This window comes from Sphingomonas mali NBRC 15500, from assembly GCF_001598415.1.
Classification (GTDB): domain Bacteria; phylum Pseudomonadota; class Alphaproteobacteria; order Sphingomonadales; family Sphingomonadaceae; genus Sphingomonas; species Sphingomonas mali.
The window spans coordinates 1-3,986 of the sequence record NZ_BCYX01000087.1 but is presented as its reverse complement, the minus strand read 5'-3'; the positions used below and the strand labels follow the sequence as shown (position 1 = coordinate 3,986).

Below are 3,986 nucleotides of genomic sequence, written 5' to 3'. Positions count from 1 at the left end.
GCTTGGTGGAGGGGCGGTGCGGCAAGCGAACTCTGCGTGGCCCGGCCCCTCCACCATTGGCTGCGCCAATGTGTTCGGACGAGATCGTGTCCCCCGGACACGATCTTGGCATGCCGGGGGCATGCCAAAGTCCGAACACCCTCCCCGTAAACGGGGAGGATTGCGCTAATCGTGCTGCCGTCCGAAATCGGGCGCGGCGTCGTCCTGGCCCTGGTCGATGATCGAGCGGCGGATCGCGCGAGTGCGCGTGAACAGGTCGAACAATTCGTCGCCCTTGCCCCAGCGGATCGCGCGCTGGAGCGAGGTCAGATCCTCGGTGAAGCGCTGCAGCATGTCGAGCACCGCTTCGCGGTTGCTCAGGAACACGTCGCGCCACATCGTCGGGTCCGACGCCGCGATGCGGGTGAAGTCGCGAAAGCCGCCGGCCGAATATTTGATCACTTCGGAACGGGTGACTTCTTCCATGTCCGAGGCGGTGCCGACGATCGTATAGGCGATCAGGTGCGGCAAATGGCTGGTGATCGCCAGCACGCGGTCATGGTGCTGCGGGTCCATCATCTCGATTTCGGCGCCCAGCCGCCGCCAGAATTCGGCGACGCGCTCGACCGCGGCCGGATCGGCGCCATCGGGCGGGGTCAGGATGCACCAGCGGCCGTGGAACAGGGTCGCGAAGCCGGCCTCGGGACCCGAGCGCTCGGTGCCCGCGACGGGGTGGGCGGGGATGATAGTCGCTCCCGGGAGCGCTGCGCTCAGCGCCGCGAGCACGGTCCCCTTGGACGATCCGACGTCGCTGACGATCGCATCGGCGGGAAGGTCATCGGCGATCGCTTCCGCCGCCGCGGCCATCGCGCCGACGGGGACGCAGAAGATCACCAGGTCGGCATCGGTCACCGCGGCGCCCGCCGTGTCGGCGACATCGTCGCAGAATCCGAGCGCCCGCGATGTCTCGCGCACCTGCGGATCCAGGTCGTGCCCGGTGACCCGCACGGTCGGCATGTCGGCCTTGATCGCGCGCGCGATCGATGAGCCGATCAGGCCGAGCCCGATGATAGTGATGCGGGAGAAAGGTAACATCGCCCCTCTTACTCCGTTCGCCCTGAGCTTGTCGAAGGGCGTGCCCGGATCATGTGCTTCGACAAGCTCAGCACGAACGGAGTTTTATCCGGCCTTCTCGACCATCGCGCGCAATGCCGTAGCGACGCCGCGCGTCTCGTCCTCGGTGCCGACCGTGATGCGCAGTCCATGCGGCAGGCCCTGGCCGGGCAGCCAGCGGACGATATAGCCCGCGTCCATCAGGCCCTTATACGCGGCCTCGGCGGTCAATTTGCCCTCGAACAGCACCAGCACGAAATTGGCCTGGCTGGGTACGGCGCGCAGACCCGCATTGCCGAGCTGAGCGATCTCCTGCGAGAACCAGGCACGCCATTTCGCATTATGCGCCCGCGTATGCTCGACGAATTCGGTGTCGCCCAACGCCGCGATCGCCGCCGCGGTGCCGGCGATGGTGATCGAGAAAGGCAGACGGATGCGGTGCATGGCCTCGATGATCGCGGGCGAGGCATAGCCCCAGCCGATCCGCTCGGCGGCGAGCCCGTACATCTTGGAGAAGGTGCGCGTGACCAGCACATTGGGCGCGGTTTCGGCCAGCGCCATCCCGCCATCCTCGGCATCGCCCTCGATATATTCGGCATAAGCGTGGTCGAGTACGAGCAGGATATCGGGGCGCAGTCCGGCGTGCAGCCGCGCAATCTCTTCCTTCGTCGCGTAGGTGCCGGTCGGGTTGTTGGGATTGGCGATATAGACGAGCTTGGTCCGCTCGGTGACGCACGCCAGGATCGCGTCGACATCGGTGGCATAGTCATGGTCAGGGGCGATGACCGGAACCGCGCCCACCCGTCGCGCCGCGATTTCGTACACCGCGAAACCATATTTGACGAAGATGACTTCGTCGCCCGGCCCGGCGAACGCACCGGCGGCGAGGTGGAGCACTTCGTCCGATCCATTGCCGTAGATGATCCGCGCGGGATCGAGCCCGTGTTTGTCGGCGAGCACGTCGCGCAATTCAGTGCCGCTGGCGTCGGGATAGCGTTCGAGGCGGCTCGCTGCCGACAGGAACGCCTCACGCGCCTTGGGCGAGGTGCCCAGAGGGTTCTCGTTCGACGAGAGTTTGGCGACCTTGCGGCCGTCATCGGTGGTCGATCGCCCCGGGATATAAGGCGCGATCGCCATGATCCAGGGCTTGGGTTCAGGAGCGCTCATGATGTGTGGCCTATGCGCAGGGGCTCGCCGCCTTGGCAAGATGAGTCCCCAACCGCTATGCAGCATGGCCAGGGGGAAGGCGGATGCGGGGACCGACGGCATTCTGGCAGGCGCTCGAGGCGGCGCGGCGGGAGAATCTGCACGAGAGCGGGGCAGCGACACCCGTGCCCGGCGGCGACGGGCAGACGCGGCGGCAAGTGCTGCTCGCGCTGGCAGCGACGGCGGCGACCGCGGCTCTGCCACGCCCGGCTCGCGCGGCAGCGAGCGGCGCGCCGGTGGTCATCATCGGCGGTGGCATCGCCGGACTGACCGCGCTCTGGCATTTGACCAAATCGGGAGTCGACGCGCGCCTGTATGAGGCGCGCACCCGGCTCGGCGGACGGATGTACACCGCCAAAGCCAAAGGCGCGCCGTCGATCGAGATCGGCGGGCAATTGGTCAACACCGACCATGCCGACATGCACGCGCTCTGCCGCGACTTCGGCGTGCAGCTGATCGACCGCAAGGCCGGCCAGCACCGCACGATGATCCTCGACGGCGCGCGCGAAGTGCCGGAAGGCAAGTTGGTCGCCGGCCTGCGCGGCATTGCCGGCCAGATCGACGCCGATTCGGTGCGGCTCGACCAGAATTACGCCAAGGTCGCCGCCGAGCTCGATCGGATGTCGTTCACCGGCTATCTCGACAAATATGCCCGGCTGATGCCCGAGCCCTGGGTGCGCCGCCTGATGGAAGCGACCGCGCGCACCGAATATGGCTGCGAGCCGGCACAGGCCTCGGCGATCGAATTGGTGTTCAACCTGCCAACGATCGACGGCCGCCGGATCGACGTGCTGTCCCGCAGCGACGAACGCTATCTGATGGCGGGGGGCAGCTCGTCGCTGATCGAGGCGATGGCGGCGCGGTTGGCGAGCCGCATCACCACGTATCGCCGCGCGGTGCGGATCGATCCCTCGGCAAGCGGCGCGCGCGTGGTCTTCTCCAATGGCGAGAAGATCGACGCCTCGGCGGTGATCGTGACGACACCGGCCTCGATCATGAGCCGGATCGCTTATGGCGTGCCGCTGCCGCCTTTGTGGCGCCAGTTCATCGCCGAGGTCGGGCTGGGCAGGAATGGCAAGGTCCAGGCAGTGACGACCGGGCGGCCCTGGGAAAAGCCGATCGGGCGCGGCGGGGAGATCTGGCAGACCGATCATGGCGCCGGCGCATCGCTCGGCTGGGACGGTGGCGTGCGGCCGGCGACCGGGCCGGGCAGCGTGTGGACCTGGTTCACCGGGGGCGACGAAGTGCTCGCCGCCGACCAGGCCGATCCGCATGCGCTGGCGCTCAACTTCGCGCGGCTGGCCGAAAGCGGCGTGAAGGGAATGGGCGCCGCGACCGGCACGATCGTGCGCCGCACCAATTGGCACCTCGATCCCTTCTCGATGGGCGCGTACGTCAATTTCCGCCCCGGCCAGCTGACCAAGTTCGCCGACCTGATCTGGACCGAAACCGACGGTATCGCCTCGACTCCGATGGGGGCGGGACCGGTCCATTTCGCGGGCGAGCACCTGTCGGATGCCTATCCCGGGTATATGAACGGCGGCGCGCAGACCGGCCGCTTGGCGGCGCAATCGGTTATTGCCGCCAGAGCGCCGGCGAGAAGGATGGGATGATCAATTCCCTCTCCCTTTGGGAGAGGGAGGGAGCGGCGAAGCCGCGGAAGGGTGAGGGCAGAGCGCCGCTACCTG

General features: G+C 67.5%; 3 protein-coding genes. 1 reads left to right on the top strand and 2 read right to left on the bottom strand.

Translation table 11 applies throughout. From position 1 onward, the window contains the following. Positions 1 to 165: 165 nt before the first annotated feature. The gene (locus SMA01S_RS23845) at positions 166 to 1,074 is read right to left on the bottom strand and encodes a prephenate/arogenate dehydrogenase family protein (protein ID WP_066827955.1); all 909 of its coding nucleotides are present in this window, start codon (positions 1,072 to 1,074) and stop codon (positions 166 to 168) included. An 84-nt stretch (positions 1,075 to 1,158) separates the two neighbouring features. Further along, positions 1,159 to 2,259 carry a histidinol-phosphate transaminase gene (gene hisC / locus SMA01S_RS23840; RefSeq protein WP_066827954.1) on the bottom strand — a complete coding sequence of 367 codons (1,101 nt, stop codon included), beginning with the start codon at positions 2,257 to 2,259 and terminating at the stop codon, positions 1,159 to 1,161. Between the two features lie 83 nt (positions 2,260 to 2,342). Here hisC and SMA01S_RS23835 point away from each other — a divergent pair, with 83 nt between their 5' ends. Beyond that, on the top strand, positions 2,343 to 3,911 hold the full coding sequence (locus SMA01S_RS23835; RefSeq protein ID WP_066827952.1) for a flavin monoamine oxidase family protein: 1,569 nt from the start codon (positions 2,343 to 2,345) through the stop codon (positions 3,909 to 3,911). The last annotated feature ends 75 nt before the right edge of the window (positions 3,912 to 3,986 follow it).

Bases quoted from the DNA above. Each gene is read 5' to 3' on its own strand.
- SMA01S_RS23835 (WP_066827952.1), top strand. From the start codon at position 2,343: ATGCGGGGACCGACGGCATTCTGGCAGGCGCTCGAGGCGGCGCGGCGG.
- hisC (WP_066827954.1), bottom strand. From the start codon at position 2,259: ATGAGCGCTCCTGAACCCAAGCCCTGGATCATGGCGATCGCGCCTTAT.
- SMA01S_RS23845 (WP_066827955.1), bottom strand. From the start codon at position 1,074: ATGTTACCTTTCTCCCGCATCACTATCATCGGGCTCGGCCTGATCGGC.